Origin of the sequence: Providencia sp. 2024EL-00732 (assembly GCF_044006275.1) — a bacterium.
In the GTDB taxonomy this organism is placed as follows: domain Bacteria; phylum Pseudomonadota; class Gammaproteobacteria; order Enterobacterales; family Enterobacteriaceae; genus Providencia; species Providencia huashanensis.
The window spans coordinates 240,654-263,570 of sequence record NZ_JBIPDG010000004.1 but is presented as its reverse complement, the minus strand read 5'-3'; the positions used below and the strand labels follow the sequence as shown (position 1 = coordinate 263,570).

17 protein-coding genes are annotated in these 22,917 nt (G+C 41.9%); 7 read left to right on the top strand and 10 right to left on the bottom strand.

What is annotated here, in order from left to right; all coding sequences use genetic code 11:
• Window positions 1-20: 20 nt before the first annotated feature.
• The 4 genes from ACHB7C_RS09540 to lrp form a co-directional block, all read right to left on the bottom strand.
• Window positions 21-1,364, bottom strand: coding sequence for a replication-associated recombination protein A (locus tag ACHB7C_RS09540; RefSeq protein WP_042846504.1), 1,344 nt, complete (start codon window positions 1,362-1,364; stop codon window positions 21-23).
• 85 nt (window positions 1,365-1,449) lie between these two features.
• Window positions 1,450-2,070, bottom strand: a complete 621-nt coding sequence (lolA, locus tag ACHB7C_RS09535; protein ID WP_042846505.1) for an outer membrane lipoprotein chaperone LolA — start codon at window positions 2,068-2,070, stop codon at window positions 1,450-1,452.
• 106 nt (window positions 2,071-2,176) lie between these two features.
• Window positions 2,177-5,803, bottom strand: a complete 3,627-nt coding sequence (locus ACHB7C_RS09530) for a DNA translocase FtsK 4TM domain-containing protein (RefSeq protein ID WP_395347106.1) — start codon at window positions 5,801-5,803, stop codon at window positions 2,177-2,179.
• 413 nt (window positions 5,804-6,216) lie between these two features.
• Window positions 6,217-6,711 (bottom strand): leucine-responsive transcriptional regulator Lrp, encoded by a 495-nt coding sequence (gene lrp / locus ACHB7C_RS09525; protein ID WP_004918089.1) that lies wholly within the window; start codon window positions 6,709-6,711, stop codon window positions 6,217-6,219.
• A gap of 538 nt (window positions 6,712-7,249) precedes the next feature.
• Here lrp and trxB point away from each other — a divergent pair.
• The 6 genes from trxB to infA all read left to right on the top strand — a co-directional run bounded on the left by trxB (window position 7,250) and on the right by infA (window position 15,070).
• Entirely contained in the window at window positions 7,250-8,209 is a 960-nt protein-coding gene (gene trxB, locus ACHB7C_RS09520) for a thioredoxin-disulfide reductase (protein ID WP_198861200.1), read from the top strand.
• A 183-nt stretch (window positions 8,210-8,392) separates the two neighbouring features.
• Window positions 8,393-10,072: a DUF4153 domain-containing protein gene (locus ACHB7C_RS09515; RefSeq protein ID WP_395347101.1), complete on the top strand. Its 1,680-nt coding sequence runs from the start codon at window positions 8,393-8,395 to the stop codon at window positions 10,070-10,072.
• 417 nt (window positions 10,073-10,489) lie between these two features.
• Entirely contained in the window at window positions 10,490-12,256 is a 1,767-nt protein-coding gene (cydD, locus tag ACHB7C_RS09510) for a cysteine/glutathione ABC transporter permease/ATP-binding protein CydD (RefSeq protein ID WP_349483811.1), read from the top strand.
• 2 nt (window positions 12,257-12,258) lie between these two features.
• The gene (cydC, locus tag ACHB7C_RS09505; protein WP_042846510.1) at window positions 12,259-14,001 is read left to right on the top strand and encodes a cysteine/glutathione ABC transporter ATP-binding protein/permease CydC; all 1,743 of its coding nucleotides are present in this window, start codon (window positions 12,259-12,261) and stop codon (window positions 13,999-14,001) included.
• A 7-nt stretch (window positions 14,002-14,008) separates the two neighbouring features.
• The gene (gene aat / locus ACHB7C_RS09500) at window positions 14,009-14,710 is read left to right on the top strand and encodes a leucyl/phenylalanyl-tRNA--protein transferase (RefSeq protein ID WP_042846511.1); all 702 of its coding nucleotides are present in this window, start codon (window positions 14,009-14,011) and stop codon (window positions 14,708-14,710) included.
• Between the two features lie 141 nt (window positions 14,711-14,851).
• The gene (infA, locus tag ACHB7C_RS09495) at window positions 14,852-15,070 is read left to right on the top strand and encodes a translation initiation factor IF-1 (RefSeq protein WP_004244560.1); all 219 of its coding nucleotides are present in this window, start codon (window positions 14,852-14,854) and stop codon (window positions 15,068-15,070) included.
• 62 nt (window positions 15,071-15,132) lie between these two features.
• Here the strand turns inward: infA and clpA are convergent, their stop codons facing one another.
• Both clpA and clpS read right to left on the bottom strand, forming a co-directional pair.
• Complete coding sequence (clpA, locus tag ACHB7C_RS09490; RefSeq protein WP_048606557.1) at window positions 15,133-17,415, bottom strand: ATP-dependent Clp protease ATP-binding subunit ClpA; 2,283 nt, start codon at window positions 17,413-17,415, stop codon at window positions 15,133-15,135.
• 30 nt (window positions 17,416-17,445) lie between these two features.
• Window positions 17,446-17,766: an ATP-dependent Clp protease adapter ClpS gene (clpS, locus tag ACHB7C_RS09485; RefSeq protein WP_042846513.1), complete on the bottom strand. Its 321-nt coding sequence runs from the start codon at window positions 17,764-17,766 to the stop codon at window positions 17,446-17,448.
• 400 nt (window positions 17,767-18,166) lie between these two features.
• Here clpS and cspD point away from each other — a divergent pair, with 400 nt between their 5' ends.
• A complete protein-coding gene (gene cspD, locus ACHB7C_RS09480; RefSeq protein WP_042846514.1) occupies window positions 18,167-18,409 on the top strand; it encodes a cold shock domain-containing protein CspD in 243 nt (80 codons plus the stop codon).
• A gap of 94 nt (window positions 18,410-18,503) precedes the next feature.
• Here the strand turns inward: cspD and ACHB7C_RS09475 are convergent, their stop codons facing one another.
• From ACHB7C_RS09475 to ACHB7C_RS09460, 4 genes are all read right to left on the bottom strand, one after another.
• Window positions 18,504-19,466, bottom strand: coding sequence for a DUF1177 domain-containing protein (locus tag ACHB7C_RS09475; protein WP_198861197.1), 963 nt, complete (start codon window positions 19,464-19,466; stop codon window positions 18,504-18,506).
• Window positions 19,467-19,716: 250 nt separating this feature from the next.
• Window positions 19,717-20,466 (bottom strand): IclR family transcriptional regulator, encoded by a 750-nt coding sequence (locus ACHB7C_RS09470; RefSeq protein ID WP_042846516.1) that lies wholly within the window; start codon window positions 20,464-20,466, stop codon window positions 19,717-19,719.
• Window positions 20,463-21,296 carry a nitrilase-related carbon-nitrogen hydrolase gene (locus tag ACHB7C_RS09465; RefSeq protein ID WP_048606539.1) on the bottom strand — a complete coding sequence of 278 codons (834 nt, stop codon included), beginning with the start codon at window positions 21,294-21,296 and terminating at the stop codon, window positions 20,463-20,465. The genes ACHB7C_RS09470 and ACHB7C_RS09465 overlap by 4 nt, the downstream gene beginning before the upstream one ends.
• A gap of 3 nt (window positions 21,297-21,299) precedes the next feature.
• Window positions 21,300-22,652: a cytosine permease gene (locus tag ACHB7C_RS09460; protein ID WP_210786936.1), complete on the bottom strand. Its 1,353-nt coding sequence runs from the start codon at window positions 22,650-22,652 to the stop codon at window positions 21,300-21,302.
• Window positions 22,653-22,917 lie beyond the last annotated feature (265 nt).

Here is a 22,917-nt window from a genome sequence, read left to right as displayed (position 1 = left end):
ACCTTACCGCATTGCCCAGTTTAGCGATAGCGTTTTATGGCACTATTTTGATCCTGTTGGGCTAACCAGTCTAATTTTTCAGCAAACTTGCTCTCTTGCCCTCGTTTTTCAGGGTAATAATAACGCGTTGCCTGCATTGGCTCAGGAAAGTAGTTTTCCCCAGCAGCGTAAGCATTAGGCTCATCATGAGCATAACGATACCCTTTCCCTGCCCCCATTTCTTTTAACAACTTAGTTGGGGCGTTGCGTAAATGCTCAGGGACATCGTAGTCGGGCTGCATTTGAGCATCTTTAATAGCTGCTTTATATGCGGTGTAGACAGCATTACTTTTTGGAGCGCAGGCAAGGTAAATAATCGCTTGGGCAATTGCACGCTCACCTTCTGCGGGCCCCACTCGGGTAAAACAATCCCATGCAGAAATGGCCACTTGCATAGCCCGAGGGTCGGCATTCCCGACATCTTCAGAAGCTATTGCTAACAAGCGGCGTGCGACATAAAGTGGATCTCCCCCCGCCGTAATGATCCTTGCATACCAATAGAGCGCGGCGTCAGGGGCCGAGCCTCTTACTGACTTATGCAATGCAGAAATTAAATCGTAATAACGGTCACCTTTATTATCGAAGCGTGCAGTACGTTCACCACTGACTTCTTTCAGTAAGTCAGCGGTCAAAATACGTTGGCCTTGGCTATCGGCTTCAGCCATATCGGCCATCATTTCCAATAAATTCAATGAGCGCCGAGCATCGCCATTAACTAACTGTGCAATAATTTTACGTGTACTGTCAGGTAGAAGAATATTTTGCCCACCTAGCCCTCTTTCTGTATCAGCTAAGGCTTGTAACAATACTAGCTCAATATCCGCTTCTTCCAGTGACTTAAGTAAATAAACCCTTGCGCGCGAAAGTAGTGCAGAATTCAACTCAAATGAAGGGTTCTCTGTTGTCGCCCCAATGAATGTGATCGTGCCATCTTCGATATGAGGTAAAAAAGCATCTTGCTGGCTTTTATTAAAACGATGAACTTCATCCACAAATAAAATTGTTCTGCGGCCTGCGCTACGGTTTTGGCGTGCTTTTTCTATTGACTCACGGATTTCTTTAACACCTGAGGTAACAGCAGAAATACGCTCTATGTCAGCCTGAGCATAATGGCCAATCACTTCAGCAAGAGTCGTTTTACCTGTCCCCGGTGGCCCCCATAAAATCATGGAGTGCAAATGCCCTGCTTTAATAGCGCGTGGTAATGGTTTCCCCTCCGCTAACAAATGCTTTTGGCCAATGTATTGCTCAAGGGTTTCAGGCCGCATTCTTGCTGCTAAAGGTTGGAATTCATTCTGCGAAAAATCGAGAGACAGGTTACCCACGAGATCCTCTTTTTTACGTCTTAAAAATAAAGAAGTGCAAATCACCAGGCCATTAAAACCTGATGATTATTGTCGTTACTATTGGTTATTTTGCATTCGGTCGCTGGTCATCTAAGGTCACCCCTTTAGGCATCGTAAATTTGAATTTACTTGCATCAACAGGACCATTTTTTTGTTCTTTTAACTGATAAGCACTGACTTGCCCATCCTGTTCCACTGCCGAAAATTTTTCAATTGTCCCCTCTGGTGAGACTGTGATTGAAAAGCGTTTCAAGGTGCCATTAGTTTGCTTTGGTTTTAAATCAAACGTGTTACCTTGCTGAATAATTGAATACTGCTTCCAATCTTTAGGATCATTACGAGTGATTAATAAAAATGGCGTGTCTTGTGTGGCATCGGCCAAATTAGTTACCGTAACTTGTTCAACAAAAGGGTTATAAAACCACAAGTTTTTGCCGTCCGAGACTAATACACTTTCATCAGGTGATGTCATATTCCAATTGAATAAATTCGGGCGTTCAAGCCATAAATCCCCAACACCTTCTTGAACAAGATCCCCTTCAGGGCTAGTCACCTTCTGTGAAAAACTGGCTTGGAAGCTATTGACCTTGTTCAGACGAGCTTGTAGGTCTTGGCTGGCGTCGGCCAGTACTTGGCCGATATGTAAACTGAAGGCGAGTACGCCTAATAACATCATTTTTTTCATCGAACAATGACCTTAAGTTATGACCCTAAGAGGTGTGATAACGTTATACACCCCTAAAATTAAACCAACAATCAGCACACTAAATGATTAAGCTGTTAACCTATTTTTAATGCCCCATTGACGGTGGCGCAAGGACTTCACGATTCCCGTTATGACCTTGTTCACTCACAATACCTTGGATCTCCATTTGCTCAACAATCCTTGCGGCGCGGTTATAGCCAATCCTAAATTGACGTTGAACACCGGAAATAGAAACACGTTGTTTTTCAACCACAAACTCTACAGCTTGGTCAAATAATGGGTCAAGTTCTTCCCCACCACTATCATAGCCCCCACCTTCGTTATCATCACTACAAGTGGTAATGTTATCAATATATTGTGGTTTCCCTCGCGCCTTCCAATCATTCACAACCGCATGAACCTCTTGGTCACGAACAAAAGCACCGTGTACACGCATAGGGATTGATGAGTTTGGCGGAAGATATAGCATATCCCCCATCCCTAATAGGGACTCAGCACCGCCTTGGTCAAGGATAGTACGAGAGTCTATTTTACTGGAAACAGTAAATGCAATACGAGTAGGGATGTTTGCTTTGATCAACCCAGTGATAATGTCGACAGACGGACGTTGCGTTGCAAGAACAAGGTGAATACCTGCTGCTCGGGCTTTTTGTGCCAATCGAGCAATTAGCTCCTCAACTTTTTTACCTGCCGTCATCATTAAATCAGCAAATTCATCAACCATAACAACGATATAAGGTTCTTTTTTCAGCATAGGATGTTCAATTTCCATGCTATCACTAGGTTTCCAATGCGGATCAGGTATTGGACGCCCCATCTCTTCGGCTGCTTTAATTTTATCATTATAACCCGCAAGGTTACGTACACCGAGAGCAGACATTAGCTTATAACGACGTTCCATTTCATTCACACACCAACGTAATGCATTAGCGGCGTCTTTCATGTCGGTAACGACTTCTGTCAATAAATGCGGGATCCCTTCATAGATGGAAAGCTCCAACATTTTCGGGTCAATCATAATAAAGCGGACATCTTCGGGCTTCGCTTTATACAAAATACTGAGGATCATGGCGTTGACACCAACGGATTTACCTGACCCAGTGGTACCTGCTACTAATAAATGCGGCATTTTTGCTAAATCAGCAACCACGGGGTCACCTTCGATATCTTTACCTAACACAATCGTTAATGGCGAAGGGTTTTTCCTAAAGTCATCGCAGTCTAAAACTTCACTTAAATAAACCGTTTGGCGTTTTTCGTTAGGGAGTTCAAGCCCAACGTACGGCTTACCCGGTATCACTTCCACAACACGTACTGCCACTGTAGATAAAGAGCGTGCAAGGTCTCGTGATAATGTTGATATACGAGCGGCTTTCACACCGGGTGCCAAATCCAGTTCAAAACGCGTGATCACAGGCCCTGGGGAGAAACCAACAACCTCAGCTTTCACCCGATAGTCATTTAACCGAGCTTCGATTAACCTAGCGGTTTGCTCAAGTTTAAACATGTCGACTGGTTCTTCCTGTTCAGGTGGGCTCGCCAGTAAGTCAAGGGATGGCATTGGTGTTGTTGGTTTTGGTAAAGGTTGATCATTTCGCACCAAAAACGGGTGGAATAAGCTATCTTGCTGTGGCTGCTGTGGCTGCTGTGGCTGCTGTGGCTGCTGTGGCTGCTGTGGCTGCTGTGGCTGCTGTGGCTGCTGTGGCTGCTGTGGCTGCTGTGGCTGCGCAAAAGTGTGTGCCGATGTTGACGAATTGCCAAGACCTTCATGAATATTATTTTGTGAATTTTCCGAAGGAACTGGCACCGCACTAAATGAAGGCATAAATAATGGGTCAGCTGGTTCATCGTCTACCAGATCATCAACTGGAGAAAAACTACCCAGCACGGAAAACTCTTTTTTCAAATCAACCTTAGATTCAAAGTGATCTGATATCTGGGAATGTTCATCTTCTGCAAAGCTATTTTTGTACACGTCATCGACTGCAGGAGTGGATTCAGTTGATGCGGGTATTGTGTGAGTATTATTAGAAAATGCTGACGCTGATGGCCAACGATGCTCAATTTCTGGCTGCGTCAAAGAACCTGATTCAGATGGTTCATCTTGCTGCTGTTGTTCTGCAACGCTCGGTTGTGCGCTAAATACCGGCGATTCATAGTCAGTTTCATCGATATCACCATAACGCTCTCGTTGTTGCTCTAAGAACTGAGCTCGTAGCAATTCATCTTGCTGTGCTTCCTCTTCCGTTTCAGAGGACTCCTGCTCACCTGCGGACCACTGTTGATATGCTTGCTCGCGTTTTAACGCCTCTTCTTGGCGGCGTTGCAACTCAGCATCACGCTGAGAAGGGATACGGATACCGTAAAGTTCACGACGAGTAGGTAAACGAACAGGGTTTGGCCTTGGTAATTCGGGCTCTACTGTTTGTTTTACTTGGGCGTGGCGTTCAAGTGCGGCAATGGAAATCCCCGCAGCAGCAATGGCCGCTGGGTCTGAAACACGCTCCGTCACTGTTGAACTTACAGCACTCGCGACATCACTAACATTCATCGATGGCGATGAAAGTGATTGTGGCTCAAACGAGTTATATTGTGGCTTTTGAGGCTCTATTTGATTATTTGACTGTTCTTGATGAGGAACATCAGCTTGATTTTGTGGTGTTATATGCTCATTAGCGTGATATTCAAATGGCGTGGATGTCGCGTTTGATTGATGAACAGGAGGTTCATCCGATATTGGTGCCGTTTCCTCAAAACCAGAACCTAATTGAGGTTGGTAATCTTCAGGCACTTCAAAATGATAGGTATTAGGCTCATCAATAGCAGAAAACGATGGCACCGTTTCTTGTTCTGGTACACCTTGAGCCGCTATTGGCGTTGCCCCTTCAGTAACCGCTGTATTTTCGGTAGACTCTGCCTCTGGTGCAGGGGATACTTCAGTCACCAACTCGGCAACAGTAGGCGCAGAAAATAAAACGTCATCTGGGTCTATAGTATCTGGGTAATTATTAGCCCTATGCTCTGCTTCTTGCGCACGTTGTAACGCACCTTCGGTTTCTTCGACATCTACATCATAGTCATCTAAGTCATCACCCCTCGCCCTATTTGTTAATAAAGCGATAGGAAAAAGGACGGCAGATCCAATTTTTTCTGCAATTGTCAGCCATGACCAACCTGTAAATAACGTAAAACTAATAGCCCATAAGAACAGCAATGCAAGTGTTGCACCTAATGAGTTAAACCACGGCATTATTGCGTTACTAAACACGCTACCAATAACACCGCCTGAAGCAAAGTTAGGTAAATCATCAAAATTCAGTGCAGCTAGCCCACAAGAGGATAAAATTAGCGCTAACCCACCAATTAACCTTAGAGAAAGAGAGAAGAAATCAATATAGCGACGCTGACTTTCGTATTGGAAAATAGCCCAGCAACCGAGAATTAATAAGGGAGGAATTGCAAAAGCAAGAATACCAAAAGCAGAAAAAAGAATATCCGCGCTCCATGAGCCAACACTACCACCTAAATTCTTTACGGGCGCATTCCATGTGGTTTGGGACCAACTTGGGTCCGAAGGGCTGAAACTCAATAAAGCAACCATTAAAAAGATAGCGCTCAAGCAAATTGCGAGCAAAATAACCTCTAATAGCCGCCTACCGCTACTTAATTTTTTAAATTTGATGTGTTTATCTTCTGTGTATTCTTGGCTCATTATTGTTTCTTTGCTGACTGATGTTCTTTACTGATTTATGTTTATTCTAACATTAATCGCCTTGCTGTGCCTGTTTTACCGTTACGGAAGTAAATCAATGCATCACAGGAACGACAAGTTTCAGTATTTCATCTAACGCATAAGGATTCAATTTCTATTTCCCGTTAAAAATCCTAAATATTTATAGATTTAAAATCAATTAATTGGAAACAATACTCCTTGTTTACTAAGTAATTTTAGCAAACAAATGTCAACGCGGTTAGATTTGCGATTAAATGAGACACTTGAGGGTGAATAACACAATGTTTTTACTGTATTAAAACGGAACAACGCTGAGTAAACTCAGCGTTGAAACTGCAGTGCGACAACAAAGCTGAAAATGCTGTGCTGAAGTGAGGTTAAAAAAGTAAAAATTAGCGTGTTTTAATCACTAAACGGTTACTTTGTTTAACTTCTTCCATAACCACGTAGGTACGAGTATCGTTTACACCAGGTAAGCGTAAAAGAGTTTCACCTAGCAGCTTACGATATGCGGACATATCTGGCACACGCGTTTTCAACAAGTAGTCAAAATCACCAGAAACAAGGTGACATTCTTGAATTTCTTCAAGCTTTTGAACTGCTGTATTGAATTGTTCGAACACGTCTGGTGCACCACGATTCAGTGTAATCTCAACGAACACTAATAGGGATGCATCTAAGTAATGTGGATTTAACAAGGCGGTATAGCCAGAAATAAACCCTTGTCTTTCAAGACGACGCACACGCTCTAAACACGGTGTCGGTGATAAACCAACACGCTTAGACAATTCTACGTTAGAAATTCGCCCGTCTTTTTGTAATTCGTTTAATATATTCCTGTCGATACGGTCAAGGTCTTTGCCTGGACGCTTTTTATTGTCAATCATCTCTTAATCTCTCTTTCTCTAATTGTTATTTTCTACATCTATAAAATAGCACCTTAGCCGCACCTTTTATATTTAGGGAACCGTGTTCAGGAGCAAATTTTATTCATAGTGCTGAATTTCGTGTGAATGTAATTATCACCCACAATTTTGACTCATTTTTTAAGTTTGTAAGTAGCGTAAAGTTAACTTTCCAGTAAGAACAAAAATGCGCCATTTCCATTGACCTGCTAGATAATTAACTCTTACACAGATGTTTTCGCAAATGCGCAGCCGATTGTCAAAGCAAATGAATAAAAATCAGTACAAGATTTCGCTTTTTTTTCCAGTAAAACGTTTCGCAGCCTTAATTCAAGATAATTCCTAAAAATTGTGAAGCGTGACATATTCAACTTTTTGCTACATTTTTTTACAATTAGTAGGTATTGCCTATCATAGAAATTAGTGGCATGACACTCACTCGCACTTAAACCACTTTTGTTAACCTGCTATTTCTCCTACAATCCTGTTAACGCTTTTTTTTAGATTAAAAGAGGAATTCATGAGCACAACCACACATCGCAAGTTAATCATTCTAGGTTCAGGCCCCGCAGGTTATACTGCCGCAGTCTATGCTGCACGCGCAAATTTAAGCCCAGCCCTGATTACTGGGGTGGAAAAAGGTGGTCAGTTAACTACCACCACTGAAGTTGAAAACTGGCCAGGCGACCCTGAAGGGCTTACTGGACCGATGCTAATGGAGCGCATGCATGAGCACGCAGTTAAATTTGAAACTGAAATCATCTCTGACCATATTCAAAAAGTAGATTTAAAGCAACGCCCTTTCCGACTAATCGGTGATGAAAATCAATATACTTGTGATGCCCTCATTATCGCAACAGGTGCTTCCGCTCGTTATATTGGTTTACCTTCAGAGGAAGCCTTTAAAGGTCGTGGGGTCTCTGCTTGTGCCACTTGTGATGGATTTTTTTACCGTAACCAAAAAGTCGCCGTCGTTGGTGGTGGAAATACCGCGGTTGAAGAAGCACTATATTTATCGAATATTGCCTCAGAAGTTCATTTGATCCACCGTCGTGATAGCTTCCGTGCAGAAAAAATCCTTATTAATCGTTTAATGGATAAAGTCGAAAACGGCAATATTATTCTGCATACCGACCGTACTTTAAGCGAAGTACTCGGCGATGACATGGGGGTTACGGGTGTACGCCTTGAGTGCACTAAAACCCACGAAACAGAAGAAATACCTGTAATGGGAGCCTTTATTGCTATCGGCCATAGCCCAAATACCGCTATTTTTGAAGGGCAATTAGACTTAGACAATGGTTACATTAAAGTCCAATCTGGCACACAAGGTAATGCAACCCAAACCTCAGTAGAAGGTGTTTTCGCCGCTGGTGATGTAATGGACCATATATACCGCCAAGCAATCACCTCAGCAGGGACAGGCTGTATGGCAGCATTAGATGCAGAACGTTACCTTGATGGGCTTGCTTCTAAATAATCTATAACGAACATCTAGGCTTTAATCTTAAATAGATTAAAGCCTTTTTTATTCCTTCCTACTCTCCCTAGTTTTTCTTAACAACTTGCTATTGCTCTATATTTTAAGAGCAAGTTTATATTGCGTGCAAAACATTCAACCTATACTGTTTTTACATAAAATTAACGTTAACAAGGCACAAATATGGGGCAGCAATTAGGGCGTGATGATATTCGTGGTTATGCCTATTTTATTATTGTAGTTCTCGCAATAATCCAAGGTGTTATTATTGCAGCTACCACGGATTATTCTATCCGTTATGATAGCCAGTTAAGTACAACAACAGTGTATCTACCAGTCTTACTCGCTATTTTTGTTCCTTCGGTCATTAGCTACTTAATTACTAATGCGAAATCCGCCATTTTTTATCTCAATATTGCAATTACAGTCGGGTTAACTTGCTGGATTAACTACTGGCACGCCCAAGATTTTAAAACGCCAACAGAAGCAGACCCATTTTTTGCCTTTCTCACTCTGACTGTTTTATTCTTTTTCATGTTGCCATGGATGCAAATGTTACAAACAAGCGCAACATGGAAAATCAATTACAGTTGCTTAATGGGTTTATATATTAAAAATACTTTCCTAGGTATTTTATCCTCTGCCATTGGTGGGCTATTAGCGTTAATTATAAAGCTAGCTAGCTTTTTATTTGGCATTGTAAACCTCAATTTTTTGCACAATATCCTAGATAACGAATTAGTCTATTGGGCAGGCTTTACTCTTGGATTCAATATCAGTTTGGTCTTTTTAAGGGCTGTACTTGATATTCAACTTAGTAATTTTGCCAGTTTTATTGCTCGATTTTTCTTACCGTTGCTTAACCTAGTCGCTGCCATTTTCTTAGTGGGTTTTGTGATTTCATATTTCTCAGGTTTAGCCTCCGTCGGTCTAGGTTCGGCAGTCATGCTGTGGTTTATTATCCTGAACCTTATTTTTATTAACTTCGTATATGGTGATGGCAGTACACAATACCGATTCCGTCCGGGGCTAAATGGTTTTGTTCTCCTTAGCATTATTCTGCTCAATGCATTTTCAGCACTGTCTCTATACGGGATCATTGCACGTGTTAACCAATACAGTTGGAGCATTGAGCGCTTATACGCTTTCACAATTGCCTTGTTTTTATCCGCTATTGTCCTTGCTTATAGCCTTGCAATTCTTCGCAAAAAAACAGCATGGATGGCATCTCTAGGTACTATCAACAAAGTCGGTATTTTGTCTTTGCTAGCGATTATTTTGGTCATTAATAGCCCGATTGCCGATTTTAAAAGGATCACGGTCAACAGTATCATAGCGGGGGTTGAAAACGGCAAAATTAAGGTAAATAGTTCTTTAGCATACGACTTAAAGCATTTAGGTGAATATGGGGAACAAGCCTATAAACAATTAGATAAAAACCCAGAATACACAGAAGCGTTTCAAACTAGCCCATACAATGAAGAACAACGTAAACCATTGAAAGGTGTGTTAATACAAGCTAAAAACAGCCCTAAATTACCAGATAGTTGGTTTGACCTCGGTGAAAATCTCACCGGTGAATGGTATTGCACATCACAGTATGAGCCATACTCATGCATGGGCTTTATGGCAGACGCCAACCAAAATGGCCAAAATGATGTTGTTATGTGTTATACCTACCCCACCAGTGCCAGTATTGAATGTAATATTTGGCAACAACAGGAACAAAGCTGGGAGTTAGTCGATAACCAAACTCGTTTGTTTAATACTGTACAAGCGAAAGACAAAGCTTGGGATAATTTATTAGACGGACATTTTCAATTAAAACCTAAAGAATGGTTAATGATTGACCCTACCCCTTAGTTTTTTCTAAAAATGTAGATGGCTTAACAGAATGTCATTTAGCCATCTACATATCAAATAAAAATACAGTAATATCTCAACCAACCTCATCTTTTAAGACTGACTGAAATATTAAATTTACCTTTATAAAACAATTTAATAACAAAACACAGTTCACTTTAAATAAGGTGCTTTTATTATGTAACATATCCTAATGAAGCTGTTATGATGGAGCCTAAATAACTCGAATTACCGAGCAAGATCAAAAATACTGGTTTTCATATCGTCATTAATTATGTTGCTAGGTCACTCTATTATCTTTCTTGTGCAGTTTAAAATAGGGACTAGCGCAATATAGTAATGATGAAAGCGACGTTAGGTTGGCATAATCTAACTACACTCAATAACATTAAAACTACACCTGCTAACTAAATCATTATGGATAAATCAAGACAGACTGAATTGGTACGTTGGTTAAAACAACACAGTGCTCCCGCGAAGCGCTGGTTGCGGATCTCTATGCTGTTGGGCATGCTTAGTGGCTTACTGATTATTGCTCAAGCGTGGTTTTTAGCCGTTATCCTACAAGCATTAATTATGGATGGCACTCCACGGGAACAACTTGTAACGCCTTTTATTCTACTAATTAGCGTCTTTATTCTTCGTGCAATTGTCACTTACATACGAGAACGTATTGGCTTTCGCTGTGGGCAAGTTGTACGCCAAGAAATCCGCACAATGGTGCTAGATAAACTCCAAGAATTAGGCCCCGTTTGGGTCAAAGGGAAACCAGCGGGAAGTTGGGCAACCATTATTCTTGAACAAATCGAAGATATGCAAGACTACTACTCCCGCTATCTACCTCAAATGTATTTAGCGGGTATTATCCCCATCATGATTTTGATTGCTATCTTTCCCTTTAACTGGGCTGCTGCGTTAATTTTATTCGTGACCGCACCGCTTATTCCTATTTTTATGGCATTAGTTGGGCTTGGCGCTGCGGATGCTAATAGGCGTAATTTCATTGCATTAGGCCGCCTCAGCGGTAGTTTTCTTGATAGGTTGCGAGGCCTCGATACTTTACGATTATTCTTCCGTGAAAAAGCAGAAATTCAGCAAATTCGTGAGTCAACTGATGATTTTCGCTCTAGAACCATGGAAGTACTGCGGATGGCCTTTCTCTCTTCTGGGGTCCTCGAATTTTTTGCGTCAATTTCTATTGCGGTTGTTGCCGTCTACTTCGGGTTTTCATACCTTGGTGAAATGAACTTCGGTAGCTATGGTTTACCTGTCACACTGTTTGCGGGTTTTTTAGCTCTCATTCTTTCCCCTGAATTCTTCCAGCCATTGCGTGATCTCGGCACATATTACCATGCGAAAGCCCAAGCGGTTGGAGCTGCTGAAACGTTAGAAACATTGCTAAATAGCGAGGGGGAACAAAAAGCCCAGCAAGGTACAAAAACCCTCCCAAATGAACCTATTCGTATCGAAGCCAAGCAGCTAGAAATTTTATCGCACGATGGGGTGTGTCTTGCAGGGCCATTAGATTTTAGTATTGAACCACAGCAACGTATTGCTTTAGTAGGCCAAAGCGGTGCGGGCAAAAGCTCTCTACTCAATCTACTATTGGGTTTTTTACCCTATAACGGCTCAATCACGGTAAATGGCATTGAATTAAATGAATTATGCCCCGATAAGTGGCGTGAATTGCTTGGCTGGGTTGGGCAAAACCCACATCTACCCGAACAAACACTGATTGAAAATATCTGTTTAGGTAAACCTAACGCTTCTGAAGCAGAAGTTAAACATGCTATTGATAATGCTTATGTCTCTGAATTTTTACCGCACTTACCTGATGGCTTAAATACACGGCTTGGCGACTACGCCGCTCGCCTTTCTGTTGGGCAAGCACAACGAGTTGCTGTTGCTCGCGTTTTATTGAAACCATCGCGTTTATTGCTGTTAGATGAGCCCGCCGCAAGCCTTGATTCTCATAGCGAACAACGGGTTATGCAAACACTAAACCAGCTATCAGAGCAACAGACGACCCTGTTAGTCACCCATTTACTGGAAGAAACTATCGATTACGACCAAATTTGGGTAATGGCTAATGGCCAAATCATTCAACGGGGTAATTACAAACAACTCAGTCAATCTGAAGGGGCGTTTGCCCAGTTACTTGCCCACCGCAGTGAGGAGCTTTGATAATGAAAGTTTTATTACCCTTCTTAGCCCTTTATCGCCGTCATTGGTTTTTGATCACCTTAGGCATTATTTTAGCCATTGTGACCCTACTTGCCAGTATTGGGCTGTTAACTCTTTCTGGTTGGTTTTTAGCAGGTACCGCAATTGCCGGTTTCCCTGGGCTGTACTACTTTAATTATATGTTACCTGCCGCAGGTGTACGTGGCGCTGCTATTTTCCGTACTGCTGGTCGCTATGGAGAACGCCTAGTTAGTCACGATGCGACGTTTAAAGTTTTAGCTCACCTACGTGTTTTTGCATTTAGTAAAGTACTTCCACTCTCCCCAGGTGGGATCAGCCGCTTTCGCCAAGGTGAATTACTTAACCGCCTTGTTGCCGATGTAGAAACACTTGATCACCTCTATTTACGGGTGTTATCACCAATTATCACTGCATTTTTCGTGACTTTCGTGCTGATTTTTGGCTTAAGTTATCTTGACCCTCGCCTTGCGTGGACACTGGGAGGGGTCATGTTATTTTTATTATTTACCATGCCAATAGCCTTTTATCATGCGGGTAAACCAATTGGTCGAGAACTGACTGAATTACGTGGAAATTACCGCACTATTTTAACGTCTGCACTACAAGGGCAAGCGGAATTAACATTATTTGGCGCAACATCGCGTTTTCGCCAAACCTTGTGGGGAATAGAAAATAGCTGGCAAGCTCGCCAACAGCAACAAGCTGCGCTTACAGGGCTATCACAAGCGGTTATCTTGTTTGCATCGGGTATTACCGCAACATTATTGCTGTGGATGGCTGCGGAGCATGTAGGAGGTGATACAAAGCCTGGCGCATTAATCGCATTATTTGTTTTCTGCGCCTTAGCAGCCTTTGAAGCGCTAGGCCCAGTTGCTGTTGCTTTCCAACATATGGGCCAAGTTATTGCTTCTGCCACCCGAGTTTCACAACTGATGACAGCCAAACCGGAAGTGACTTTCCCTACCCAAAGCCATTCAATAGAAACACTAGAAAGCTTAGAGGTTGAAAATATTTCGTTTACTTATCCAGAGCAGCCTTTTGCTGTTCTGAACAATGTCTCCCTGTCTTTGACTAAAGGCCAACATTTTGCCTTGTTAGGTAAGACTGGCTGTGGAAAATCTACTTTGCTTCAGCTTCTTACCCGCGCATGGGATGTCGACAGTGGAAGCATTACTCTCAATGGTCATCCCATCAATGAGTTTAGTGAACAAGCCTTGCGCAGCGTGATGTCCGTAGTACCACAGCGCGTTCATGTGTTTAGTGATACTTTACGTAATAATTTATTATTAGCAAAAGAACAAGCGACTGATGCAGAACTTAATGAAGTGCTTCGCCAAGTTGGGTTAGGTAATTTGTTAGAAAACGAATTAAAACTCAATGCATGGATGGGCGATGGTGGCCGCCAATTATCTGGAGGGGAACAACGCCGCTTAGGGATTGCTCGGGCACTATTACACAATACTCCATTGGTCCTTATGGATGAACCGACAGAAGGGCTTGATGCACAAACTGAGCAACAAATTTTAGCACTGCTAAAAGAAAAGTGTGCAGATAAAACCTTGATTGTCATTACTCATCGGATGCAAGGTCTAGAAGAAATGGATAACATATGTGTGATGGATGATGGTAAAATCGTCGAACAAGGCACCCATCAAGCGCTGTTAGATATGCAAGGTCGGTATTACCAATTCCGCCAGCGCCATTGGGTACAGCAACCCCTTTGAGGCGCATATGTACCAATTAGATGATGACTCCAATTTATTTCCTCCCGTGTCTGAAGCGATGCGGGAACCGAATGGTTTATTAGCCATTGGGGGAGATCTTTCATCAAAAAGGCTGCAAGCTGCTTATTATGATGGTATCTTTCCTTGGTTTAATCCTGGAGAGATGCCTTTATGGTGGTCACCAGACCCCAGAGCTGTGCTAATGGTGGGCGATTTACATATTAGTCGTTCAATGAAAAAAGTGTTAAAAAAACAGATTTATCGCATTACGATTAACACTGCTTTCAAGCAAGTTATTGAAGCTTGTTCTGTCCGTCCCGAAGGTACGTGGATTTTACCTGAAGTACAAGCCGGTTATCTGGCTTTGCATCAAGAAGGGATCGCGCATTCTGTTGAGGCTTGGCATGGCTCACAACTTGTTGGGGGGCTTTACGGCGTGAACATGGGTCACCTATTTTGTGGGGAATCTATGTTCAGTAGAATGAATGATGCATCCAAATTTGCTTTTATTACATTCTATTTTCATTTTTTGCGCTATAATGGGCAGCTTTTTGATTGTCAGGTACTTAACCACCATACCGCCTCGATGGGCGCAAAAGAGATATCCCGTAGGGATTTTTTACATATTCTTTATCGGTGGCGTAACAAAGCGATTGACCCCGCCTGCTGGTTACCGCAATCGATTGAAATACCGCCAATTTTTAATTAGTGAAAATTGGTTTTTACAATAATTTTATTCCCCATGAAAAAATAAAGATCGTGTTAAAATGCGACACTTCTTTACTTAGTGCGGGTTTTTGGGCATTATCTTGCCCGTTAAAAATCACGGTTATTAGACTTAGAGGATTAGATGGCCAAAGAAGACAATATTGAAATGCAGGGCACAGTTTTAGATACCCTGCCAAACACAATGTTCCGTGTTGAACTAGAAAACGGTCACGTAGTGACTGCTCATATTTCTGGTAAAATGCGTAAAAACTATATCCGCATCCTGACAGGCGACAAGGTAACTGTAGAGTTAACTCCTTATGACCTGAGCAAAGGCCGAATCATTTTCCGTAGCCGTTGATATTCTCTTCAGGCAAGGCCTGACATTACCACAGGTGCATGACACACCTGTGGTCTATTTCGTCAGAATACCGCATCCTCCGGAGAGGCCTTGTGCACGCTACTGAAGCTGTATGTCAGTGTGTTACTTTTTTCATCAAGCCCGATACTTACAGAGCCGCCATTGGTTAATGAACCAAATAGCAATTCATTTGCTAATGGTTTTTTCAGGTTATCCTGAATTGCGCGCGCCATAGGTCGGGCGCCCATTGCTTTATCATAACCTTTTTCACATAACCAACGACGAGCCGCTGAGCTCACCTCAATGGATACCCCTTTCTCATCAAGTTGTACTTGTAATTCAACAATAAACTTATCAACCACTTGCGTGATAATCTCAGGCGTTAACGAATTAAACCAAATAATGCCATCTAGACGATTACGAAACTCTGGAGAAAATACTTTTTTAATCTCAGACATCGCATCAGTACTGTTGTCTTGGTCAGCAAAACCAATGGAACGACGTTGTGTTTCTTGCACACCAGCATTGGTTGTCATCACCACCACTACATTACGAAAATCAGCCTTACGGCCATTATTATCGGTTAATGTGCCGTGATCCATTACTTGCAGCAGAATATTAAACACATCAGGATGTGCCTTTTCGATTTCATCCAATAACACCACTGAATGTGGATGTTTAATAACAGCATCAGTCAGTAAACCGCCTTGGTCAAACCCGACATAGCCCGGAGGTGCACCAATTAAACGACTAACTGTGTGGCGCTCCATATACTCAGACATATCAAATCGTAATAGTTTGATATCTAGTGCTTTAGCTAACTGAACGGTGACTTCTGTTTTACCAACCCCAGTTGGACCTGCAAATAAAAACGAGCCAACAGGTTTATTGTCTACCCCTAAACCTGCTCGATTCATTTTAATGGCTTCCGATAATGCATTGATCGCATTGTCTTGGCCAAATACGAGCATTTTCAAACGCGAATCAAGGGTTTTCAGTTTGTCTTTATCACTCGATGAAACCGTTTTTTCTGGGATACGTGCAATACGTGCCACCACGGTTTCTATTTCAGGTACACCAATGGTTTTTTTACGCTTACTTGGTGCAATAAGCCGCGTACGGGCTCCAGCTTCATCAATAACATCAATTGCTTTATCTGGTAGGTGCCTGTCTGTGATGTATTTAATAGATAAATCCACAGCAGCTTGGATAGCTTTAGCGGTATAACGCACATCATGATGCGCTTCATACTTAGGCTTTAACCCAGTGATGATACGAATAGTTTCTTCTGGTGTAGGTTCAACAATATCAATTTTTTGAAAACGACGCGCTAACGCCCTATCTTTCTCGAAAATACTACTAAACTCTTGATATGTCGTTGAGCCAATGACTCGAATACGCCCACCTGATAGCAAAGGCTTAATCAAATTAGCGGCGTCAACTTGGCCACCGGATGCAGCACCCGCACCGATAATCGTATGTATTTCATCGATAAATAAAATACTCTTCGGGTCTTTTTCTAGCATTTTTAGCAGCGCTTTAAAGCGTTTCTCAAAGTCCCCGCGGTATTTGGTGCCCGCTAATAATGAGCCAATATCTAATGAATAAATAGTGCAACCTTTCATCACTTCTGGGACATCGTCTTGCTCAATACGCCACGCTAAGCCCTCTGCGATTGCTGTTTTACCAACGCCAGACTCCCCGACTAATAGTGGGTTATTTTTACGGCGGCGACATAGCACTTGGATCGTACGCTCTAATTCTGCCTGCCGTCCCACCAGTGGGTCGATATTCCCTTTTTTAGCCTGCTGGTTCAGGTTAGTCGTGAAGTTGTCCATATGGTCTTCTGAGACCGGCTGTTCTTCATTTGGAGTACTACTCGGGGAAATATCTTGTTCAGATGAAGGCCCCTCACCTTTTACTGTGCCATGAGAGATATAATTGACGACATCTAAGCGACTGACATCATGCTTACGCAATAAGTATGCCGCTTGAGATTCTTGTTCACTAAAAATAGCGACTAAGACATTCGCACCACTGACCTCGTTGCGCCCAGATGACTGCACATGAAAAACAGCTCGCTGTAATACACGTTGAAAACTCAGAGTAGGTTGGGTGTCTCTGTTATCATTTTCGGGTAACAAAGGTGTAGTTTGCGCGATGAAGTGTTCCAGTTCTTGGCGCAGCGCGACAAGATCAACCTTGCAAGCATCTAGAGCTTCGCGCGCAGAGATATTACTCAATAACGCCAGCAATAGGTGCTCTACTGTCATAAACTCATGGCGGCTATCTTTCGCTTTTGTAAAAGCTACATTTAAACTAAGCTCCAGTTCTTGATTGAGCATAAGCACCTCCCAAAATTGATATTAAACCAGTCAAACTTTCTCTATAGTGCAAAGCAAAGGGTACTCATGTTCACGAGCAAAAGTATTGACTTGCGCCGCTTTTGTTTCAGCAACCTCTGCGGTAAAAATTCCACAAACTCCCTTTCCTTGAATATGGACATCTAACATTATCTGTGTAGCGCGTTCTTCATCAAAAGAAAAGTATTTTTGTAACACTTCGACAACAAAATCCATCGGAGTATAATCGTCATTATTTAATAATACCTTATACATCGATGGTGGCTGTAAGGTTTGCTCTACTTCATCTTTAAAAATGACGTCTGTTTTAAATGTGCCCAGAAAATCGCTCATTACTTTCTTGCTCAGTCTTACTAAATGTTAAATTTCAATTTTAGCATAGTCTTTATTATCAACGATTTCACCAATCAAGTTGATAATGCCATCAAACTATACGGTTAGATTAGTATGTCATTTTTTATCATATGTACTATAAACCACAGTGTAGCATGGCAATCGCCCTCACTTCTATGATTTGCAATCTGTGAGCCATATCAAATATCACAGAAAATAGCCGTCAATGCTTATCGAATTCTTAACACTTTACCATAATTACTGAGACTCGCCTCTTGACCTTATAAGGCAATTTACTACAGTATGTTTTACGAGCAATCAACAGAGTATTTATACTTAGTTGTTGTGTGTATTTTATACATGTCTGTAAAACACTATTTGCAAACCTAAAGGATAAAATATGGAGACGGGTATCGTTAAGTGGTTCAATAACGCAAAAGGCTTTGGTTTTATTTGCCCGGCTGATGGCGGAGAAGATATTTTTGCTCATTATTCCTGCATTAAAATGGATGGTTATCGGACTTTAAAAGCAGGTCAAAAAGTGCAATTTAGCGTAACGATTGGGCCAAAAGGTAATCATGCGGATCTGATTATTCCAATTGAAGTTGAGAGTACTCTTCCTGATAATACTGAATCAAATTAATATGTTGTACAATTTAACACTTTGTACAATAGAGCACAGTTAATTATTTCAATATCATTGATGACATCAATAATTAACTGTGGCTATTTATAACTTAACTATCAGATAATGGTTTTTTAGCCGCACAACCACCCGCTGTTTGCAGATGGGACATATCACCATACAATGACGTTAATAATGCATATTGTTCAACGTCATAAAACTTACATTGGTTTTCTGTAAACGCTTTTGCAACTTCAATCATAAATTTTACAGCCGCCGCAATATCAACTTCATGGCTAGCCCCTGTGGAGCAACCCGGTACGACGGTATCTGAGCAAATGGCCACACCAACAACAGGAGCTGATGTTGACACCGCAGGTTGTAAAATACTATTAATATGATGAAGGCCATTGCCGTAAGGCGTTATGTCTTGAATAGATAACGGGAACGTGACTGCCTTTTGCCCACTACTCCACTCCATTAAGCGGATCAAATCTTCAGACACAGGCAGGATATAACCACTTTTTACTGTAGGGGATAACGCATACCCCTTGTGGTTCAGTAAACGATTCCCTTTTGTCGTATCTACCGACAAAATTGCATCCGCCTCAGGAATTGCTTCATGCTGATTCATCGTCGCATCTTCAAGGGGAGAATCCATAAAATCAACAGGTGTATGAGGCCGCGTTGGGGCATTAGGGCAAATATGAGTTGTGATAATCACATCCCCTGCCAGTTTGTCCCCCTTTTCATGCATTTCTGCTAACTTAAGACCTGCAGCAACTGCAGCTATGGCACCATCAGCATCAGAAACAACACCAATTCGAGATGGCCTAGCACCAATACCACCTAAGCGGCCGATAATCCCCAGTGTTGGAGCACCTTTACCTTGTGATTTACCTTGTGCGCCAGGAATATGAATACGGACAAAATCACTTTGACCTTTAAGATCCTTGACTGTTTTAGACGTGACATTAATTTGTGGGAAACCCTGGAATAATGCAACAATGTCTTCACCCCTAACACTAGCGCTATCGATTAAATCGTAAACGCAAAGAGTTTGTTTTAGACTCATTGTATTTCCTTCAATTTTAATTATTTTTTATAAAAATGAAGGGCTACTTTGGGGATAACTAGCCCAATAAAGCTAGGTTTCCCCATTTCACCCCATGTGAAACCACTTATTGCTGAGGTCTCACCTTTTCCTGATGAAGGCGTTATTCACGCACTTAAAATAAAGTACTAACGATATAAACTGCTTATAATTTACTCTTTACTTTCACTACTTACTTTTACTACCTACTTTACTACATGACATAATTTCACTACTTTTTGATACTTTTTTGTAGCCAGTAAGGGTCGCCAACCATACAACCTAGATAAGCAGCCTTATGGCAAAGATTAGTGGATAATTGCTCCATAACCTCTTTGTTCATCTGCATTTCAGGCAAACTTAAACACAGTGCATATAATGAATTTTGCGATGGGTCAAAAACGGTACTGGATACAGAAGCAACACCAGCTACAGATTCATTCATCGAGAACTCCCAGCCACGCTCAGCAATGAGGTTCATTTGTTGAATCAACCTTTCTTGCTCATCTTTTGACTCACGACTAATAATTTCTGACCTTTCATTCAACGGTAGCCTAGATAACAACGCACGCCCCGTAGAAGTACCAAGAATAGGCAAACGAGTCCCCGGCTGGGTAACCACTTGCAACATACTATTGCCAAAACGCGCATGGACAACACGCACCATGTCATCATCAAGTGCGGATACATAGCTGGTAAAACCGCTATCTTTAGCAAGCTCATCAAGCGCTTCAAGCATCATATCGATTAAAGGGTTCATCCCCCTCGCTCGGTGAGCTAATTCCATAATCAATAAGCCAGGCCGATAAATTGGCGCATTATTTTTCTTTTCTAACAGCCCTAGTTCTGCCATCTGTTTTAAAAGGCGTGATGCGGAGCTCTTTGGCATACCTAATTCATTTACCAACGTTGTTACTGTTAGCTCAGCGCCTGTACGCAGGAACAGTTGATAAACATCAACGACACTAGATAAAATACTCATGACCCTAAACCTTGGGTTAATACACCGTAACTTTGTGGTTTTCTATCTCTTAGATAAGGTACTTTAAGGCGTGTATGCGCTTGGTCTAAGAAATCAATTTCACCAATTAATAGCTCTTCACCTGCATGAGTTGCTTCATAAAGAACTTGTCCACGAGGGCCTAATACCTTGCTTCCACCAAATAAATGGAGGTCTTCTTCATGGCCCCAACGGTTTACAGCAAGTAAGTGGGTACCATTTTCCAGTGCTCGACAAGCGCTGTTGATATCCCAAACGTCTTTATCTTGTACACACCATGCAGAGGGGGCTAATAACAATTCGGCCCCTTGTAGCGTTAAAATACGAGCGACTTCAGGGAACCCCATGTCATAACAGATCATGATGCCAATTTTCCCTATTGGTGTGTCAAATACAGGGAAGCTGTCACCACGACCAAACCACTGTTTTTCTAAACCAAAAGCATGGACTTTGCGAAATATACCGCTAACCCCTTTACACCCTGGGTTCCAAACCCCCACAGAGTTATATATGTCACCTAAATAGTCGCCACGCTCAACAAAACCGCTAACGATGGTAATATTAAGGCGGGTCGCAAGTTCACTAAATAGGTTATAGGTTTCGCTGCCCTCTGAATCACTTAAGTCCCAGAGTTTTGTAGTTAATAAATCACCACGATAACCTGTTGTTGCTAATTCAGGGAAACAAACCAGCTTCGCACCTGAATCAGCAGCTTGTTGGCACATTAGCGCCATGCGCTGCAAATTATTCTGCTTATTACCGAGTTCAGAATTAAACTGAGCCAAAGCAACTTTAACTTTTGTACCTGACATTGCTTAATCCTTATCCAAATTAGAGACTTGGCGAAAATGCACAGCTTCAACACCTTTTGCTTTTGCCTGCCAGCTCATGGCAATCCAATAAGCTATAGCCCCCGTAACTAATGAGTTAAGTGCTGGAATACCGTAATCTGCATTAAATGGCCCTAACTCTGATGTTCCCCATCCGACTATGACGGCAATTAACCAGACAATTAAAGTAATGGGGTTATACGCTTCGCAACTAGGCGGCAATATGCCCTGTGCACGCGTAGTATCTAGCTCTTTGCGGTCTCGTTTTAAGATATAGTAGTCAACAACCATAATCCCTGCGACAGGAGGGATTGCTATTCCAAGGTAAATTAAGAAGCCAATAAAATTGTCTAAAATCCCTAACATTGAAGCGATGGTCCCAAAAATACCAATCACCCACGTTAAATAACGGCGGTCAAAACGTTTATTAAAAATCGCATTGAGTAGTGTTGAGAAACCTAAAGATGATGAGTATAGATTGATATCATTCATTTTTATTGTTGAAAAAATAACAATCGATGCACCTAATAGGCCAGTCAATGCCATCATTAAATCAAACACTTGGCTAGTACGTAATGAAAGTGCCATCAGTACCGCTATCATGTTTACCAGAAGCTCTCCAAAAAAAGTGCCGATGAGCGTCATCCAAAACACATCTTTAGGGGCTTTCATAAAGCGGCTGATGTCTGGTGTTGTCACCGCTGCAATAATAAAACCGCCAGCAACCATCGTGATTGCAGCTGGCATTGTCATTAGTGGCCCGGCGGGTTCAGTGTCATTGATAAGAGTACCAATATCCTGACCTGATAATAAATTATACGTCGCCCAACCTAATGCGAATAAAAATAGCGGCGTTGAGATATTTGCAGTAATAGATAAAAATCGATACCCATATACTGTAATAACCGTCACCGCAATACCTGTAATAAGTGACCAAGTCCCTGGTGTTAGCACGTTAGTCGCTTTATACATACCATCCGCGAAGAAGCCATTTTGTACGCCAAACCAACCCATTAAAGAAATGGCAATTGCGCCACCAATCAGAGCTGAACCTAACTTACCAAAACCCGCCCACCTAGAGAGTAGGCTAATCGACATACCTTCGCGACATGCAGCCGCCCCAAGCCCCCAACTGACTACCTGCAAAATTACAGAGCCAAGCATGGTTGCCCAAAACGCCTGCCAAAAAGTTAACCCGTACCCGAGCGCCGCACCTAACATGACTTGTGAAACACAAGCTAGTGCACCAATTCGTAGAATTAACACTTCATAGAATGGTCTACGAGCACTTTGGGGTACCCGAGCCAAAGAATAATCTTCACCTACTTTATTCGCCATATTCGCACCTGCTGTGTGGTTGTCTTTGCTTAGTTTTTTACTGGCTTTATTATAAGTTCCATTATATGGAACTAGGTTTCATTTATTCTACAAGCAAATAATATCCATGATCGCTACCAATTCGCAAGTAGAATTTATCTTTTCAGACAATATTTTTATTATGAAATATTTAAATAAATGAGGGAATACATATAGCGAGAAAAAATTTCATTGATAAATGAATAGGTTAAATTTGGAGCATTTAATTAGCAGAATTTAATCGAGG